Source organism: Halobacillus litoralis, assembly GCF_004101865.1.
In the GTDB taxonomy this organism is placed as follows: Bacteria; Bacillota; Bacilli; order Bacillales; family Halobacillaceae; genus Halobacillus; species Halobacillus litoralis_A.
On sequence record NZ_CP026118.1, the window covers coordinates 941,551 to 957,020 of the forward strand.

Sequence of the window (15,470 nt, forward strand, 5' to 3'; positions counted from 1 at the left end):
TTCAGATTAATAAATTCATGAATACCGTTGCCATGCCGAAGTATATCAGGATTGATATTAAATCATTAACCGTCGTGATGAACGGTCCTGAAGCAACAGCAGGGTCGATATTCAATCGATGCATAAGAAGAGGAACGAGAGAGCCAGCCAGAGTGGCTACAATCAAAGTCAATAGAATCGATAATCCGACAAGCAAACCAAGAAATAAATTTCCTTGCCATATATATACGATAATGGTGATGAGTATTCCACAGGACAAGCCCGTAATCAAGCCTGTTCCCGCTTCCCTCCCCATCATTTTCCATTTCCCTTGTTTCTCGATCTCCCCTGTTGCGATTCCGCGAACGGCTACGGCTAGGGCCTGCGTTCCAGTGTTACCACCCATTCCGGCAATCAGTGGTATGAAAACAGCTAATATAGCTACTTTATCCAATGTTTCTTCAAAGCGTCCGATTAAGCTTGCTGTCAAACTTCCCAAAAACAGAAGGATGATCAGCCAAGGCAAACGCTTCTTCGCTGAAGCAAAGGCGTTATCATCAGGACTGTCGACATCAGAAATCGCAGCGAGTTTGGAATAGTCATCACTCGCCTCTTCTTCCATGACGTCCATGATATCATCGACCGTTATGATTCCGAGCAGGTGATCTTGGAAATCGACAACTGGTAAGGCAAGAAAGTCATAGTCACGTACCATACGAGCGACTTCCTCCTGGTCTTCTCCTACTGATACCGATACCACCCGTTCATTCATAACGTCAGATATCATCCACTCTTCCTCTGAGATAATCAAATCCCTTAAGGAAATGACACCTACCAGACGTTTATCTTCATTTATCACATACGTATAATAAATCGTCTCGGCATCAGGGGCTTCGGTTCTCAGATGGACCATCGCTTCTTTGATCGTCATGCCAGCCTTGACCACAACGAATTCTGTTGTCATGATCGACCCGGCTGTTTTTTCTTCATAGTGAAGCAGGTCCTTAATTTCCTCAGCTGCTTCTCCATCCATGATCGTCAAAAAGCTCGCTACTTTAGCTTTATCCAATTCATTGAAAATATCGACCGCATCATCGGCAGACATTTCAGCAAAGACTTGGGCGGCAAACCGCGGGTCCATTTCCGTGAAAAAAGGTTCGACTTCATCGTAATCGATATGTTCCATAAAGTCGGCCACTTCTTCTGGAGACAAATACGTATAAATCTGCATCCGTACATCAACGTCGCGCCCTTCGAAAATCCTCGCTTGATCATATGGGTGAAGTTCCAGAAACTCGGCACGGAACTGATCGATGTGATCATTGAACAGGGCATCTTTGATATTAGCCCAAACCTCTTGGCGCTCTTGGTCATCTAAGTGTTCCACAAGCAACCCTCCCCAGCGTCTATTTCGTTTTTGACCGTTTAATCTTAATCGCGATGATTATGTTTGTCAACGAAAGTTATTTTTTATACAAATGCTCCATTATCAAAACCATTCACCGTTCCATAAGGCATAACCGTAGTTTAACAGATGGTTTGAGGGAATGGGAATAGACTTGACTATGTTTAGTATCTGAAGGCTCGGGAAAAATATCAAGCATATTATAAGAGGCTAAGGATCAAAAGTATCTGTTCAAGTAATTACTTAGCCCAGCACAAAAAGGAGCGCATGCTCTTTTGAAGGAGAATGAATATGACTTATGACATCATCGGAGACGTACACGGATGCTTGGATGAACTGCAGCAGCTGTTCACTGATCTGGGCTACGAATGGCATGGAGGCTTACCTGACCATCCTGATGGACGGACCCCAGTATTCCTTGGTGATATCACAGACCGCGGGCCAGATTCCATCGGATGTATTCAATTCGTTTACCGAATAATCACGGAAAAAGGAGGTCTGTATGTCCCGGGAAATCATTGCAATAAGCTCTACCGTTTTTTCCTTGGTAACCCGGTCCAGGAAAAACACGGTCTTGAAACGACAGCAGCCGAATTTCGAGCGTTGCCTTCTGACAAACAAAAAGAAGTAAAAAAACAGTTCAAACAATTATATGAAGAATCCCCGCTTCATTTGATATTAAAAGATGTGAAAGCAGTCATCGCTCATGCGGGCATTCTTGAAAAGGACATCGGTCATAAAAGCAAAAGTATCGAAACCTTTATTTTATATGGCGATATTACAGGGGAGAAACTTCCCGATGGTCGACCGGTCCGTCGTGACTGGGCTCAGCAATATCAAGGAGATCGTTGGATCGTCTATGGCCACACACCAGTGCGAAAACCCCGCTTCATCAATAAAACAGTGAATATTGATACCGGTTGTGTTTTTGGAGGAAAATTGACAGCCTTCCGTCTTCCGGAAGAAGAAATTGTCAGTATCCCCTCCACCATGCCTTTAGTAGAAGAAAAGTTCAGATATTGAAGTTAGAGCGGGATCGATGAAGGTCCCGTTTTTTTATTTGAACCTCGATAGGCAATCCCATAGATCACTCTGAGGTGAGGCATATAAAAAGCTTGAGACCTATAAAGATCTCAAGCTTTTATCTCGCTGAAAACATTCCACGCTGCCGGGGGATCAGATACAATAGTCATCCTCTTTTTAGTCCACGGGTGAAAGAAATGAAGCTGGTCGCAATGAAGAGCTTGTCCTGCAATGCCCTCTACTTCTTTCCCACCATAGAGTGTATCACCTGCCAACGGGTGATCTAGATAAGACATATGGACACGGACCTGATGTGTACGCCCTGTAAGCAATTGCAACCTGATCCATGTATAGTCCTTCAGTTGTTTCTCAATTTGGAATAAGGTTTGTGAAGGTCTGCCATCTTCAGCTACCTTCCGCTTTATGATCGAGTCCACTTCCCTTGCGATCGGTTCATCGATTTTTCCTTTTTCCAATTCCATGTTCCCTTCGACGATCGCCTGATACCGCCGTTCCACCTTTTTCAATTCTTTAGTCAGCAACATATGGCTATACGTATGTTTTGCGACCAGCATTAAACCAGAGGTATCCCGGTCGAGCCGGGTGACAATGTGCACAGTGAAAGGGTATTTTCTTTGCACATAGTAATGAAGCAAATAGCTGGCAAGGGAAGGTGTCGAATGGTCAAAAGGAGGCACGGCAGGAAGTCCTGAAGGTTTATCAACAACCAGAACATCCTCGTCTTCATAAACGATTGCCAATGGCCCCTCTGCAGGGTCGATCCTCCCTCTTTCTTCTTCAGGAAAGATGACAGTGAGAAGGTCACCTGCTCGTAACAGATCCCGTAATTCGCATTCTTCGCCGTTGACAAGCACCTGACCGCCCATTCGGACTTTCTTGTAAATTTGCCGTGAGAACTCGGCCACTTCCAGAAGAAAATCTTTGATTGATCGACCATGAAAAGCATGAGATACCCGCCATGTTTTCCTGGCTTCAGTCAGTGTAGTCATCTGCAACGAAAGAATCGTGGACACGTTTCCAAAATGGGAACGGCCTGAACCTGGCAAATCGGACTTTTTCTTCAGCTACACGGCATTGGATCGACTTGACATCACTGTAGGTGCGTGTGATGTGGTCAATCGTGAACAAAAAGCTGCGGTCGTGTTTCGGTTTAAACATGCATGTATGATGGCTCGGCAAAATGAGTGGTGAACCGATGGTACGGAAAACCCGATTGTTGATCGATGCCATTTCAGCCACCTGGAAAGCCTCAAGTGAAGGATGGAGAATCGCTCCGCCAAGTGCTTTATTATAAGCTGTACTACCAGACGGGGTGGATACGCATAAACCGTCACCTCTGAACGTTTCAAAGTGATCGCCTTTGATTTCAATATCCATGACGACAGATCCTTCCGATGTTTTGATCGTACATTCGTTAAGGGCTAAGTAACGATCTTCTTCTCCTCCACTCTTCGGTCTGATGGTCACTTCAAGCAGTGGATACTCAACGACTTGGAAAGGAGTTTTTGCGATTTCAATAATCAGTTTTTCTAACTCTTCTGGCATCCAGTCGGCATAGAAGCCGAGGTGACCGGTATGGATTCCGATGAAGGCGGTTTTGTCTAAACGATGGACATACGTATGAAAGGCTTCCAATAAAGTTCCATCGCCTCCGACCGAAATAGCTAAGTCAGGTTCATCCTCGTTGTATTCCAATTGGAATTCAGTCAAGTAATTCTTGATTTTGGAACGTATTTCATTCGATTTTTTGTCACCTTTAGATAAGATCGAGAACTTCATCGGTCACCACTCCTCTACGGTTTTTTTGGGTTTTTCTTTTTTTCTTCACGTCTTAGAAAAGCTTTTTGGGCTTCCTGGATTTCGTTTTTGATTTTTGACATTTCTTCATCCAGCTGGAAAGCGGCTTCTCCCGCCCGTTTCAAACGTGATTGTATCTCTGTTGGTATTTTACCCGAATATTTGTAGTTTAACGAATGTTCATTGGTCGCCCAGAAATTCATGGCTAAAGTACGGATTTGAATTTCGGCGAGGACATGTTTCTCACCATGGATGGTTTCGACAGGATAACGGATAATTACATGAAAAGACCTGTAACCGCTATCTTTTTTCCGTGAAACATAATCCTTTTCCTCGACCACTTCAAAATCGTGCCGGTTTTTGAGCATATCTGCAACCGCATAAATATCATCTACAAATTGACAGACCACTCTCACTCCAGCGATATCCTGCAATTCATCTTCAATGTTCTCAGGATTGATCGCCTTACGTCTTGCTTTTTCTATGATGCTCGACTTCGGCTTGACTCTCCCGGTAACGAACTCGATCGGGGAATGCTCCTCTTCGTATTCGAACTGACGGCGCATCCCCTTCAATTTGATTTTCAATTCCTCTACCACTTGTGTATAAGGTGCTATAAATATATCCCAATTCATCTAGCGCCCACCTTTATGTATCCAATCTTCATAGTAAATATGTGCGTTTTCGCTCCCATTCATTGTATCATAAAGTTACCCTTTGGAATAAGCAGAGCGACTGACTCTATTTCACTTACAGGAGGTTTTAATATGTCTCAGGAGATCGAAATCGAATTCAAAAATTTACTGACTGAGGTTGAGTATGATCGGATTTATCAATTTTTACCATTCAAATCAGTTGAACTTATTGAACAAACCAATTATTATTTTGAAGCAGGTGATTTGAAACTGAAATCCCATGGGGCCGCATTAAGAATCCGCAAGAAAAATGATCAATGGACGTTGACTTTAAAGCAGCCTCATGAAGACGGCCTGTTAGAAACACATGATTCATTAACAGAAGAAGAAGCGAATCTTTGGATCCAGAACAAAATGATGGTGAAAACCAATGTCTTCAAACAACTTCATGAGCTGGGAATCTCCATTGAAGACCTTCATTATTTAGGTTCATTGACCACAAGACGAAAAGAGGTTGAATATCAACAAACTACTGTCGTCCTCGATCACAGCCTTTATTATGATAAAGAAGATTACGAATTAGAAGTAGAAGCAAGCTCGCAAACGGCAGGGAAAAAAGTCATCAGAGAAATTCTTGAAGCATGCAATATTCCTGAACGAGAGACAGATAATAAGATCAAACGCTTCTATAAAGCGAAGGTACAATCAGAATAGTTGCCGTCGACACCCTCCGTTGCTAAAATGGATTAACAGACAGGAAGGGATTTAATGCCACAACGAGATACGATTTTCGATGAAATCGGAAAAGAAAAAATCGATGAACTTGTAGAAGCTTTTTATAAACGAGTAAGCAAACATCCGGATTTGATTCCGATTTTCCCCGATGATTTCACAGAAACAATCCGCAAACAAAAACAATTCTTAACGCAATTTTTCGGTGGTCCCCCACTGTATATCGAAGAACATGGACACCCGATGTTGCGGGCAAGGCATCTGCCTTTCAAAATTACACCCACGAGAAGAGATGCTTGGCTGTCGTGCATGTCAGGGGCTATGACCGAAGTGGAGATCGAAGAACCTTATAGATCTTACATGTTTGAGCGCTTGACGATGACAGCGAATCATATGATGAATACACCAGAGGATGAGAAAGGAGAATCGATGTGAGTTGGAACAGCTTGAGCAGTGACAAAGAGACAAACGGTACAGCCAGCGGTTTCTTTAATATATTGAAAAGACCGATTGAGATTTACGTTTTCATCGATCCCCTCTGTCCCGAATGTTGGTCACTTGAACCTTTTCTCAAAAAGCTCACGATCGAATATGGACGCTTCTTTACCATCCGCCCGATTATCAGCGGTAAATTAGCCTCTCTGCACCAGAATAAAATGAAAAAGCCTGAAAACCTGAAAGAAGCTTGGGATAAAACAGGTTCCCGTACCGGCATGTGCTGTGACGGGGATGTCTGGCTGGAAAACCCTGTCTCTTCCCCTCTTGCAACCTCTCTCGCTGTCAAAGCAGCAGAACTGCAGGGGAAAAAAGCAGGCATGCGTTTTCTTCGCAAAGTCCAGGAATATGTTTTCCTTGAGAAACAAAATATCTCTGATGAAGCTGTCCTGATTGAATGTGCTGAAAAAAGTCGTCTTGATGTGAAGGAATTCAAAAATGACCTTCATTCAGATGCTGCCCGCCGCGCTTTACAGTGTGATTTGAAATTGGCCCATGAAATGGAAGTGGACTCTACCCCGACTCTGGTCATTTTTAATGAATCCGAAGAAGACGCAGGGCTTAAAATCACCGGTTCTTATTCTTACGAGGTCTATGTGAAAGTGTTGAAAGAAATGCTGCAAAAAGATCCAAAGCCTGGAATCAAACCCGCTTTGGAGGATTTCTTGCACCACTATCGCTTTGTCGCCAATAAAGAGATTGCCGTCGTCTACGACTGGACAGAACAAGAAGCTAAACGGGAAATGAAAAAGCTGGTTTTGAAGCAAAAGGTCAAAGAAGTCCCCGTGAAACACGGAGCCTTTTGGCAATATATCGAATCATGAAAAAGCTCTCCACCATTGGGGAGCTTTTTTTGTTATAGAGAGCTGGATGGTCATTTCTTCTACTCATTCAGTGAACCTCGTATTTTCTTTAAGCAGCACGACTCTCACCCGGTGAAAGTCATGCTCAGCTTCTCCCTTTCATAAACTGTACAAAAAGGGGGCAGCTTAAAATGAAAGTCTGGTCAATTCTAACCTGCTTGTTTTTAATCATTATCCTTGGCTTGTTCCATCTGTTCGCCCTTATGCATCTCTACCCTTTATACATCACTTCTCCCTTACTTTTCATCGCCATTTATCTGGGTTTATCGATTACTTCTTACAAAAAGACGTTCCGCGGCTTCAAATAAAATGCCCACGCGAGAGTTTCCACGTGGGCATTTGTTATGATTATTTTTTCAACAAGGCTTCCATTTCATCCAGTTTCTCCTCAAACACATCCAGAGCAGCCAGGATTGGATCTTTTGATGTCATATCGACACCAGCCCGCTTCAATACTTCAATCGGGTAATCACTGCTCCCCGCTTTCAAGAAACTTTTATAACGTTCCACAGCAGGATCGCCTTCTTCAAGGATTTGCCCGGCTAAAGCTTGAGCCGCCGCGTACCCTGTGGAATACTGATAAACATAGTAGCCCATGTAGAAGTGTGGGATTCTCGCCCATTCAAGCCCGATTTCATCATCCACCACGATATTCTCGCCGAAATATTTCTTGTTAAGGTCGTAGTAGAGTTCAGTCAGTTTATCGGCGGTTAACGCTTCACCGTTCTGGGCCTGGACATGGATTTCATGCTCGAATTCAGCGAACATCGTCTGACGGAAGACAGTGCCGCGGAATCCTTCCAAAAAGTTATTGAGCAGATAAAGTTTCTCTTTATCACTGTTGGTGTTTTTCAGCATATGATCATTCAACAGGGCCTCATTACAAGTGGAAGCCACTTCAGCAACGAAAATTGAATAGTTACCGTAGCGATAGGGCTGGTTTTCATGAGTATAGTGACTATGCAGCGAATGCCCGAGCTCATGGGCAAGGGTGAATAAATTGTTGACGTTATCCTGCCAATTCATTAGGATATAAGGATTCGTGCCATAATGTCCGGAAGAATACGCACCGCTTCTCTTTCCTTTGTTTTCCACTACATCAATCCAGCGGTTTTCAAAGCCCTCATTCAGTAGGTTCACATACTCTTCACCAAGTGGCTTTAAACCTTTCACGACGAGCTCCTGCGCCTCTTCATAAGTTACTTCCATCTCAGCTTCTTTCACTAGTGGTGTGTAAAGGTCGTACATATGGACTTCATCAAGCTCTAATACTTCCTTACGCAACTCTACATAGCGATGCAAAAGGGACAAGCGATCATTTACAGCATCGATCAAGTTGTCATAAACCGACTCTGGAATGTTATTATTGTCCAGCTTGGCTTGGCGCGCCCTGTCGTACTTTCTTACTGTCGCATTGAAATTATTTTTCTTTACATGGCCGCTCAGCGTTGATGCAAACGTGTTTTTGAACGAACCGAATGTATCGTACATAGCTTTGAATGCTTCCTTGCGAACTTCACGATCATCAGATTTCAAAAAGTTGATGTAACGGCCATGGGTCAGATCCACTTCTTCCCCTTTTTCGTTTTTAATTGTCGGGAAAGTAATATCAGCATTATTCAAAGCGCCGAATGTCTGAGAAGGATTCGAACCAATCTCTGAGAATCCCGCAAGAAGTTTTTCCTCTTTTTCACTCAGGACGTGTGCACGCTGGCGTGTAATTTCATCAAGTGTGTGTTCATAGAGTTCAAGAGGTTCATACGACTCAATGAAGCTTTTCACTTTTCCTTCAGGAAGCGCAAGAATTTCAGGTACGACAAAACTCATTGCCGAAGCGATTTTCGTGTACAACGATTCCGCTTTCGCATTCAATTCCTGGTAATGGGAATTGGTCGTGTCCTGGTCATTACGCATATGTGCATAAGTATAAAGCAAACCGATTTTATTAGATATTTTATCTTGAAAAGAAAGAAGCTCATAAAGTTGCTCGGCAGATTCGCCCAATTTCCCCTGATATTTTTCTAATTCAGGAAGCAACTCCTTCGTTTCTTCTAATTCTTGATACCAAGCTTCATCTGTAGCAAACATGGACTCCAGATCCCACGTCTTTTCTACAGGTACCTCTTCTCTTTTTGGCAGTTCTTTCGTAGACGACATCCAAACATCCTCCTTCAAAATAATTCGTCACCCTAAAAGTTTCTCGATTTGTGTGATAATCCCTTCCTAAATCTTAATTCTTTGTAAACTTTTCAACTGTGCCAACGTTCTCCGGTCATCCTCCAGCCCATCTTCCATCCGCTTATGAAAAGAGACCTGTTTCTTTTTCACCCATGTATTATTCCCTGTTTTTCCAACGATATTTAATTTGGCCAATAAGTTTAAATATTGGGTTGAAAGAGATGGGGTGTATCCATTGAGGGTAGATTGGATTTTTATTTCAGGAAAGCTGATGAAAGCTCCTATGGGAAGAGATATAAAATGATCGATCAACAAGCGGGTCTGCCATATATATGGCTTTGTCATCAACTGAACTTGTCCAGCTAATGGAAGGTAACACACGCTTGGAATCAAGGAAAAATGGTACCCGTTCAAATAAAGATATTGGCGGTACTTCCTTTCTTCAGAACCGACCTGTTTCCTGTAAACGGTACGGTTTTCGAACCATTTCTGCTTTAAATCAAAAATTAAATTTAATGTATCTGAAGAGTTGTCTGGAAAAAAAAATTGGGGAATAATGCTTCACTTATCGGTATAGAGTGAATGGAACCATAATTTTGACGCATACCTATGCTTCTTATATGTGACACGCGGATTATTCTTTTAGAGGAGGTATCAAAAAACAGCAGGTGATAACTATTGTGCCAGAAGTAAAGAAAGGAACGGATGAAATCATTGAGGAGAATTTGTTCGGGGCCGGATCGCTGGAAGTGTTTCATACCGAGGATCCATAAAGGGAAGACTTCTATTTTCTTGTAGGCTGCTGTCCTTTTGCGCACTTCACGGATAGGGATGGTAGAACATTGATATTCAAGGGCAAGCTTCTTACCATTATGCTTCATCAAAACATCAGCTCTTTGTTGGATCTCTTCAATATAAGGCTCCAGATGAACCTCGTATCCTTGTTCGAAAAGCCATTCGTATAACGCCCATTTCCCTGTTTCATGCTCTAAGCTTTCTCCCTTTTTCATAGATGCACAATCACTTTTGGGAGGATGGGAAAAATGAGGAATCACCTTCAAACCCGCCCGGACTTGCAGCGGTTCATTGCATGTAGGGCAACGAAACATTTGCCGTTTGATAGCTGAAATCTCCTGCTTAGACATTTGATATAGGGACTGTAATTTTCCTTCGGTATTAAGAGCATACAACACCAGACTATCACCTCCCTCTTTATCATTCGACAAAAAACCATATTTTTCCTGCACAAACAAAAAAATAAGCACACGTGATTGTGTGCTCGTTGATTACTCAACGGGGAAATATTCTTTCACAGAAGTTAAAGCTTGTTCAGCAAAGATCACTTTACCATATTCTTCCAAACGGTGAATCGTTAAAGAAGATTCATGCCCGTATTCCATCAATTGACTAAGAATATTTTCTTGTACTTCATCACTCATATCTTCATCAGTGAACTGAATATATAAATAGTATCGATCTTCGAAATGGAATAAGCGCTGTTCCATGGAGTCCTCAGGTGAAACATAGTGACTAAGTTGAATAATGTCTTCGAAATCATTGAATTTAAGTGTAAACGTCAACGGTTCGTCTGACTCCTCCTGACCCTCATCATCGTCATCTTTGGATTTTTCTTCAGAATCATGGAATTTATCGTCAAGCAGTGATTCCAGTTTCTCATCTACTGGTACATCAATTGCCTTACCTTCTTCATCCGGCAGTTCAAGCTTTTGACCGTCTTGGGAAACCTGTGCTTTCGTGACTATAACTTCCAGTCCTTTATCCATCGCTTGAACTTGAATCCATAGCGGTCCATCCGCCTGAAAGTTTTCCTGGTCGTTGACTTCATCCATCATTTCCCAGAAAAGCTGTTCGCTGCGTTCACGATTATACCAAATTTCTTCTCTGTCAAAGCCTCGTTGTTCTACATCTTGATATGTTACGTAAAATTTAACAGTGTTTTCATTTATTCTTTCGATTTCCATACATTTCTCTCCCTTCTTGTCATGTTTTAAGGGGGAAGGGAACACTCACCCTTTTTTCGCTTATAGAACCTTACCCGTTAGGCCTAAGCTTCAACCGTCATGCTGTGTAGAAGTAAGGGGTTGATGTACTCCTATTGTATGACAGTGCACTCTAAATGGAAAACAAATTGCTTGAATTCAGCATATAACCATTCAGGACTTGAATATTATGGAGAAAGGCCCCCGAATCAGGGTGGTTGAGTTCTCATTTTAGCTTATTCCCTAAGGTTTGTCACTACATAGCAGGAGGATTTTTCAATGAATTGGGACTTGCTTGAGCCATTACTCATCATCATCAGTATTGATATCATTCTAGGGGGAGATAATGCCGTTGTCATTGCCCTGGCCAGCCGCAATTTACCTCCTGAGCAGAGAAACAAAGCGATTATTCTCGGGACAGGTCTGGCAATTGCAGCAAGAGTTCTGTTGACGATGGTTGCTCTTTATCTTCTCCAAATTCCGTTCCTTCAATTAGTCGGTGGACTACTTCTTTTCTATATCGCGATGAAACTGCTGACAGACAACGTTGAAACAGAAAACATTAAAGCAGGTGACAGCTTAGCCATTGCAGTAAAAACCATTGTGTTCGCTGACATCGTAATGGGTTTCGATAACGTGTTAGCCATCGCTGGAGCCTCTCATAACAATATCATCCTTGTCATCATCGGATTGCTCGTGTCCGTACCGATTATTGTCTGGGGCAGTCGTATCATCCTTGTACTCATGGACAAGTTTCCGCTTCTCATCTATTTCGGAGCAGGAATCTTAGCCTATACAGCAGCGGAAATGATCATGGAAGATCGCTACTTCTTTCAGTATATAGAGGACTACCCTTTCATCCATCAGTGGTTCTCAGTTGTAATGGTAATCGTAGTCATTACATTAGGTTATTTATTTAATAAGAAAAAAGGCACGGCGTTATAACTAAAAGAATAAACCTTATGGAAATAACAATAGCTGGCTTAGGCGATCCATCTTAACCACCCACACTTTTGCAACCACACCAAGCGGACATGTGAAACAAACCTCAACTTTCTAAAAAAATGAAAAAAGCTGCGACTGGGAAACCCCGTCACAGCTTTCTATTTGTATTAATTGACCAGACGCTGCGCTTCCTTCAACTGGAAGGTGCGTACACTTCGCGGTAAGAAACGCCGAATCTCATCTTCGTTATATCCTACCTGCAAACGTTTATCATCAATGATGATTGGACGGCGGAGCAAACCAGGATTCTCTTGAATCAAATCGAAAAGGTCCTGCATTGGCAGCTGATCGAAGTCCACTTTCAACTTTTGGAATACTTTTGAACGTGTGGAAATGATTTCTTCAGTTCCATCCTCTGTCATGCGAAGGATTTCTTTGATCTCATCCAACGTTAATGGCTCAGAAAATATATTGCGTTCTGTGTAAGGTATATCGTGCTCTTCAAGCCAAGCTTTTGCTTTTCGACATGATGTACAACTTGGTGAGGTATAAAGTGTGACCATACAGAAACTTCACTCCTCGATAAAATTTATAGTGAAAATTCAATTACTTATTTATTTGTAATCAATATAATCTAACCATGATTCTACTATAACACAACTGTCAAGTAATTTCTATGGTAACTTGGACAATCATTGTACAAAGCAATCGTTTTATCGTTTCCGTATATCAATACCTCTTTTTTACCCTTTTCAAACCTAAAGAAAACAATTCTTTTAATTTTTTCTATTTTCAACTATGCCTGTTTGATTGAAAATACCCACCTAAGCACGGTGGGTATGTAAATTAAGAATTTTTTATTTTATCCAATTCGTTCAGGATGTCTTCGGTATCATCACGATCTTCATCCCTTGAGAGCACCTCGTCGACAGGCTGATAGGACTTTCCATAAAATTGTTCATCTTTATAGGTGTGGATTTCCGTATACATCTCTTTCATTTGTTCATAAATTTGTTCTTCAGAAGCATCCTCTGGTGACCAAAAAAGAATCTCCATCGTATTCATTTCATTCGTTACAACAGATCGTCTCGTGTAGCCGATGGAAAGTGCATGCTTGAAGCCTTCACGCTGATAGAAGCGCAGCCGTTTTTCAGAGTCCGAATCTTCATAGTCGACCGGCTCTACTTCAAGGATGATCGGTTTTCCTTTCGCCTTCATTTTTTCAATGAGTTTATGACCAAGTCCCTGACCACGTGAAGCAGTGGAAACGTATACATAATCAATGAAAATGAAAGCATCGAACTCCGCATACATTAATACATGATGTTCGCCTTCATCCTTATAATATACGTCACCTTTCTCTTTCAATAGTGCTTCCATGTGTTCTTTTGATTTCATTTCCTCTACAGGAAAGTACTCGTTCAACTTCTCATACCAATTCATTGATCTACTCCCTTATCATTAGTCACTTCTATTATACCGAATATTGATTCACTTGTTAAATCTATTCTATACAGGAGATATTCCCCTGCTTCTGCAGTTGTCCATAGGATATGAAATTAATATGAATTTATCCACTTTGATACCACCTTCACTGTCAATGTGTGGTACTTCCTGCAGGAGTACTCTAACCACTTCACCGGCTGGGATCTTCCGGAATTCAACTACCCGCCTGGTGTTCAACAAGGCCTCAGCCTCCGCAGGAAGTTTTTCAACCAACAACCATCCAGCCATACGGTAAGGAGCCCCTGACATCTCGTTAATAAGTTTTCCACACACTGATGACCACTAAACGAATAAAAACATGCGAGAATCATCAAAAGAATTCTTTTTGAATTATGCATCAAAGAAAAAGCCGAGTAGAATGATTTTATCATTCTACTCGGCTTCTTTATTTCGAGACAACCGGAATCTTACTCTTCCTCCACTTGGTCAAGTGATCTACTTGACTGAGTTAGCTGAAACCGTGCACGCAGCAAGCATCCACCGAAAAGCGATTCGTGAGAAGCAACAACAAATTTCAACAGTTCCTCTAGATTGAGAAAAATTTTTCAGTAACCTCGGCATCCCAGCACTCTTTTCATTAATTCATCGGTGTATAATCAACATTCTTCGTATAATTATTTCCAGCGTTCCAAAGAAGGAATTCATTGATATCATTCTCATTCAAAGCACGAATTTGAGCTTCTACTTCTGCTTTCCCATACTGTTTGGTAGCACCCGAGTAAAGCCATGGTGCTTCAAAATCCTGTAACCAGGGACGGGAAGTCGGTTTATTCTCAAGCTTATTCAATACTTCATTCTCTACCTTCGCATACTCATCAATAAGACGGTATGGCTCTGTATCCGGTTTTGTAATTCCGAAATATGGCCCCCAATGACTTGGATAAATCATAGAGGAAATGACATCGACATTCGAAGAAATCTTCGAGAAGTTCTGCCCGATGTTCGGAGCTTCAGGAATTGTTGCGGCATATCCGAAGATATCTACAGAAACATCCACCCCATAATACTCCAGCTCATTCCGAGCATACTCTACGAAATCCGTAACCGCTTGGACACGCTTTTGTACATTATTCTTTTCTAAGTCTGCATATTTGCCCTGGTCATATTCCAAGACGTCATCACGGCTGTCAAAGCCTTCCGGGAAGCGGACATAGTCATACTGGATCTCTTCAAATCCCATTTCCGCTGCTATCTTTGCAAGTTCTACATTATACTCCCAAACTTCTTCCGAAAATGGACTGACAAAAGCTTCTCCTTTGCCATTTTTCCATACCTGGCCATTTTTCGTAAAAGAAAGATCAGGTCGCTTTTCAGCTAGAAGAGTATCTTTGAAGACAACTACACGAGCGATAGGATAAATTCCTTTCGCTTCTAATTCTTCCAGCATCGCACGCGGATCATCAATGAACGGTTCAGCTACATTAGCGTAAGGAGAACCCTCTTCCGGCTCAAATGTAATGTTTCCATGATCTTCTTTAATGTCAATCACCATCGCATTAAGCTCTGTATTTTCTACAAGCTTTGTCAATTCGGCCATTTTAGCTCCGCCAGCTGATGGACCGGTGACATAAATTCCTCTGACAGCCTCCGGGTATTCGAAGTTCAGTCCGGAATTATAAGTAAAACGAGCAGCCGGGCTCGGAATTACCAACTCCTTAAGTCCCAGTTGCTTCTTCGTCATGATTCCTGCATCTTTCGTTGCTTCTCCTTCTTCAGCTTTAACATTATGTAATGGTAGTGCCATACCAAAAAGGAGAATACCAGTGAAGACCAGCATCCAAAGTTGTTTTTTCCCCATTATACATCCTACTCCTATTCCTATTTTCTTCTTCTTCATTATAAAAGAGGTTGGCATGATATAACAGTCTTGGAATACATTTTTTCCTATGAA

General features: G+C 42.0%; 19 protein-coding genes. 7 read left to right on the plus strand and 12 right to left on the minus strand.

Annotated elements, in window-relative coordinates; genetic code table 11:
* Position 1: 1 nt before the first annotated feature.
* On the minus strand, positions 2-1,366 hold the full coding sequence (gene mgtE / locus HLI_RS04725) for a magnesium transporter (RefSeq protein WP_128523495.1): 1,365 nt from the start codon (positions 1,364-1,366) through the stop codon (positions 2-4).
* A 309-nt stretch (positions 1,367-1,675) separates the two neighbouring features.
* Here mgtE and prpE point away from each other — a divergent pair, with 309 nt between their 5' ends.
* Entirely contained in the window at positions 1,676-2,407 is a 732-nt protein-coding gene (prpE, locus tag HLI_RS04730) for a bis(5'-nucleosyl)-tetraphosphatase PrpE (protein ID WP_128523497.1), read from the plus strand.
* A 110-nt stretch (positions 2,408-2,517) separates the two neighbouring features.
* Here prpE and HLI_RS04735 read toward each other — a convergent pair whose 3' ends face one another.
* The 3 genes from HLI_RS04735 to HLI_RS04745 are packed head-to-tail and all read right to left on the minus strand — an operon-like array spanning position 2,518 to position 4,860.
* Entirely contained in the window at positions 2,518-3,417 is a 900-nt protein-coding gene (locus HLI_RS04735) for an RluA family pseudouridine synthase (RefSeq protein ID WP_128526815.1), read from the minus strand.
* A complete protein-coding gene (locus HLI_RS04740; RefSeq protein WP_128523499.1) occupies positions 3,401-4,207 on the minus strand; it encodes an NAD kinase in 807 nt (268 codons plus the stop codon). Before HLI_RS04740 ends, HLI_RS04735 begins: the two co-directional genes overlap by 17 nt.
* 14 nt (positions 4,208-4,221) lie before the next feature.
* Positions 4,222-4,860, minus strand: coding sequence for a GTP diphosphokinase (locus tag HLI_RS04745; protein ID WP_128523500.1), 639 nt, complete (start codon positions 4,858-4,860; stop codon positions 4,222-4,224).
* 132 nt (positions 4,861-4,992) lie between these two features.
* Between HLI_RS04745 and HLI_RS04750 the strand changes: the two genes are divergently transcribed.
* The 4 genes from HLI_RS04750 to HLI_RS21490 all read left to right on the plus strand — a co-directional run bounded on the left by HLI_RS04750 (position 4,993) and on the right by HLI_RS21490 (position 7,258).
* Positions 4,993-5,574, plus strand: a complete 582-nt coding sequence (locus HLI_RS04750) for a CYTH domain-containing protein (protein WP_128523502.1) — start codon at positions 4,993-4,995, stop codon at positions 5,572-5,574.
* Positions 5,575-5,628: 54 nt separating this feature from the next.
* The gene (locus HLI_RS04755) at positions 5,629-6,027 is read left to right on the plus strand and encodes a globin domain-containing protein (RefSeq protein ID WP_128523504.1); all 399 of its coding nucleotides are present in this window, start codon (positions 5,629-5,631) and stop codon (positions 6,025-6,027) included.
* Positions 6,024-6,911: a ClpXP adapter SpxH family protein gene (locus tag HLI_RS04760; protein ID WP_128523506.1), complete on the plus strand. Its 888-nt coding sequence runs from the start codon at positions 6,024-6,026 to the stop codon at positions 6,909-6,911. The genes HLI_RS04755 and HLI_RS04760 overlap by 4 nt, the downstream gene beginning before the upstream one ends.
* A 170-nt stretch (positions 6,912-7,081) precedes the next feature.
* On the plus strand, positions 7,082-7,258 hold the full coding sequence (locus HLI_RS21490; protein WP_164908486.1) for a hypothetical protein: 177 nt from the start codon (positions 7,082-7,084) through the stop codon (positions 7,256-7,258).
* Between the two features lie 40 nt (positions 7,259-7,298).
* On the opposite strand, the gene pepF is transcribed toward HLI_RS21490, so the two are convergent.
* The 4 genes from pepF to mecA all read right to left on the minus strand — a co-directional run bounded on the left by pepF (position 7,299) and on the right by mecA (position 11,110).
* Entirely contained in the window at positions 7,299-9,107 is a 1,809-nt protein-coding gene (gene pepF / locus HLI_RS04765) for an oligoendopeptidase F (RefSeq protein ID WP_128523508.1), read from the minus strand.
* A gap of 66 nt (positions 9,108-9,173) precedes the next feature.
* Complete coding sequence (locus tag HLI_RS04770) at positions 9,174-9,473, minus strand: hypothetical protein (protein WP_128523510.1); 300 nt, start codon at positions 9,471-9,473, stop codon at positions 9,174-9,176.
* 167 nt (positions 9,474-9,640) lie between these two features.
* A complete protein-coding gene (locus HLI_RS04775; protein WP_128523511.1) occupies positions 9,641-10,321 on the minus strand; it encodes a competence protein CoiA in 681 nt (226 codons plus the stop codon).
* A 93-nt stretch (positions 10,322-10,414) separates the two neighbouring features.
* Positions 10,415-11,110, minus strand: coding sequence for an adaptor protein MecA (gene mecA / locus HLI_RS04780; protein WP_128523513.1), 696 nt, complete (start codon positions 11,108-11,110; stop codon positions 10,415-10,417).
* 297 nt (positions 11,111-11,407) lie between these two features.
* Here mecA and HLI_RS04785 point away from each other — a divergent pair, with 297 nt between their 5' ends.
* Positions 11,408-12,073, plus strand: coding sequence for a TerC family protein (locus HLI_RS04785; RefSeq protein WP_128523515.1), 666 nt, complete (start codon positions 11,408-11,410; stop codon positions 12,071-12,073).
* A 167-nt stretch (positions 12,074-12,240) separates the two neighbouring features.
* On the opposite strand, the gene spxA is transcribed toward HLI_RS04785, so the two are convergent.
* The 3 genes from spxA to HLI_RS04800 all read right to left on the minus strand — a co-directional run bounded on the left by spxA (position 12,241) and on the right by HLI_RS04800 (position 13,807).
* Positions 12,241-12,636, minus strand: coding sequence for a transcriptional regulator SpxA (gene spxA, locus HLI_RS04790; protein WP_128523517.1), 396 nt, complete (start codon positions 12,634-12,636; stop codon positions 12,241-12,243).
* A 283-nt stretch (positions 12,637-12,919) separates the two neighbouring features.
* Entirely contained in the window at positions 12,920-13,516 is a 597-nt protein-coding gene (locus HLI_RS04795; protein ID WP_128523519.1) for a GNAT family N-acetyltransferase, read from the minus strand.
* 66 nt (positions 13,517-13,582) lie between these two features.
* Positions 13,583-13,807, minus strand: coding sequence for a hypothetical protein (locus HLI_RS04800; RefSeq protein WP_128523521.1), 225 nt, complete (start codon positions 13,805-13,807; stop codon positions 13,583-13,585).
* A gap of 97 nt (positions 13,808-13,904) precedes the next feature.
* Between HLI_RS04800 and HLI_RS04805 the strand changes: the two genes are divergently transcribed.
* A complete protein-coding gene (locus tag HLI_RS04805) occupies positions 13,905-14,114 on the plus strand; it encodes a hypothetical protein (RefSeq protein WP_128523523.1) in 210 nt (69 codons plus the stop codon).
* A gap of 42 nt (positions 14,115-14,156) precedes the next feature.
* On the opposite strand, the gene HLI_RS04810 is transcribed toward HLI_RS04805, so the two are convergent.
* Complete coding sequence (locus tag HLI_RS04810) at positions 14,157-15,377, minus strand: putative glycoside hydrolase (protein ID WP_128523524.1); 1,221 nt, start codon at positions 15,375-15,377, stop codon at positions 14,157-14,159.
* Between the last annotated feature and the right edge of the window lie 93 nt (positions 15,378-15,470).

Bases quoted from the DNA above. Each gene is read 5' to 3' on its own strand.
- prpE (WP_128523497.1), top strand. From the start codon at position 1,676: ATGACTTATGACATCATCGGAGACGTACACGGATGCTTGGATGAACTG.
- HLI_RS04735 (WP_128526815.1), bottom strand. From the start codon at position 3,417: ATGACTACACTGACTGAAGCCAGGAAAACATGGCGGGTATCTCATGCT.
- HLI_RS04740 (WP_128523499.1), bottom strand. From the start codon at position 4,207: ATGAAGTTCTCGATCTTATCTAAAGGTGACAAAAAATCGAATGAAATA.
- HLI_RS04745 (WP_128523500.1), bottom strand. From the start codon at position 4,860: ATGAATTGGGATATATTTATAGCACCTTATACACAAGTGGTAGAGGAA.
- HLI_RS04750 (WP_128523502.1), top strand. From the start codon at position 4,993: ATGTCTCAGGAGATCGAAATCGAATTCAAAAATTTACTGACTGAGGTT.
- HLI_RS04755 (WP_128523504.1), top strand. From the start codon at position 5,629: ATGCCACAACGAGATACGATTTTCGATGAAATCGGAAAAGAAAAAATC.
- HLI_RS21490 (WP_164908486.1), top strand. From the start codon at position 7,082: ATGAAAGTCTGGTCAATTCTAACCTGCTTGTTTTTAATCATTATCCTT.
- pepF (WP_128523508.1), bottom strand. From the start codon at position 9,107: ATGTCGTCTACGAAAGAACTGCCAAAAAGAGAAGAGGTACCTGTAGAA.
- HLI_RS04770 (WP_128523510.1), bottom strand. From the start codon at position 9,473: ATGACAAAGCCATATATATGGCAGACCCGCTTGTTGATCGATCATTTT.
- mecA (WP_128523513.1), bottom strand. From the start codon at position 11,110: ATGGAAATCGAAAGAATAAATGAAAACACTGTTAAATTTTACGTAACA.
- HLI_RS04785 (WP_128523515.1), top strand. From the start codon at position 11,408: ATGAATTGGGACTTGCTTGAGCCATTACTCATCATCATCAGTATTGAT.
- spxA (WP_128523517.1), bottom strand. From the start codon at position 12,636: ATGGTCACACTTTATACCTCACCAAGTTGTACATCATGTCGAAAAGCA.
- HLI_RS04795 (WP_128523519.1), bottom strand. From the start codon at position 13,516: ATGAATTGGTATGAGAAGTTGAACGAGTACTTTCCTGTAGAGGAAATG.
- HLI_RS04800 (WP_128523521.1), bottom strand. From the start codon at position 13,807: ATGGCTGGATGGTTGTTGGTTGAAAAACTTCCTGCGGAGGCTGAGGCC.
- HLI_RS04810 (WP_128523524.1), bottom strand. From the start codon at position 15,377: ATGGGGAAAAAACAACTTTGGATGCTGGTCTTCACTGGTATTCTCCTT.